This is a genomic window from Flavobacterium sp. CFBP9031, assembly GCF_034044945.1.
Taxonomy (GTDB): Bacteria; Bacteroidota; Bacteroidia; order Flavobacteriales; family Flavobacteriaceae; genus Flavobacterium.
Window position 1 is genome coordinate 1 of record NZ_JAXCWF010000030.1, and the last position, 696, is coordinate 696.

Genomic DNA, 696 nt, shown 5'->3' on the forward strand with positions numbered 1-696 from the left:
ATTTGCAGGTATCGGAATACTAATCGAACCTGCTGGCAATGTCGCATTTGTAACTGGCGCGAAAGTATTCGCCGGACTGGTATTCCACGTAATGCTGTAAGTCGTTGGTGCATTTGTCACAGCGCTATAAGGCAAAGTTGTACTCTGCACGCTCGCACTTGCACATACCGCTGTAGTGGCTCCTAATGTTATGGTCGGCAATGGATTGACAGTTATAGTAAAATTTGTTGGAGCCGCAGACACGCATCCAGCCGCATTACGAACCGTTAGCGATCCTGTATATGTCCCACCTACAGTTCCAGCAGGAACAGCAATACTTATTGAATTTGCTGGCAAGGTCGCATTTGTAACTGGTGCGAAAGTATTTGCAGGATTTGCACTCCATGTTATACTGTAGTTTGTTGGTGCATTCGTAACTGCCGAATAAGGCAATGTTACATTTTGCAAACTAGCGCTCTCACACACAGCTGTAGTTGAGCCTAAAGTTATTGTTGGCAGCGGATTGACAATAACTGTAAAATTATTTGCCAAAGACGTACATCCAGATCCAACTGCGTTTTTAACAGTCAATGTACCAGTATATGTTCCGGCGGCAGTATTTGCAGGTATCGGAATACTAATCGAACCTGCTGGCAATGTCGCATTTGTAACTGGCGCGAAAGTATTCGCCGGACTGGTATTCCACGTAATGCTGTA

Annotated in this window: 1 protein-coding gene; it reads right to left on the reverse strand. The window is 45.0% G+C overall.

What is annotated here, in order from left to right; all coding sequences use genetic code 11:
• A partial coding sequence (locus SOM12_RS24095; RefSeq protein WP_414655683.1) for a hypothetical protein occupies positions 1-696 on the reverse strand: 696 nt, incomplete at both ends.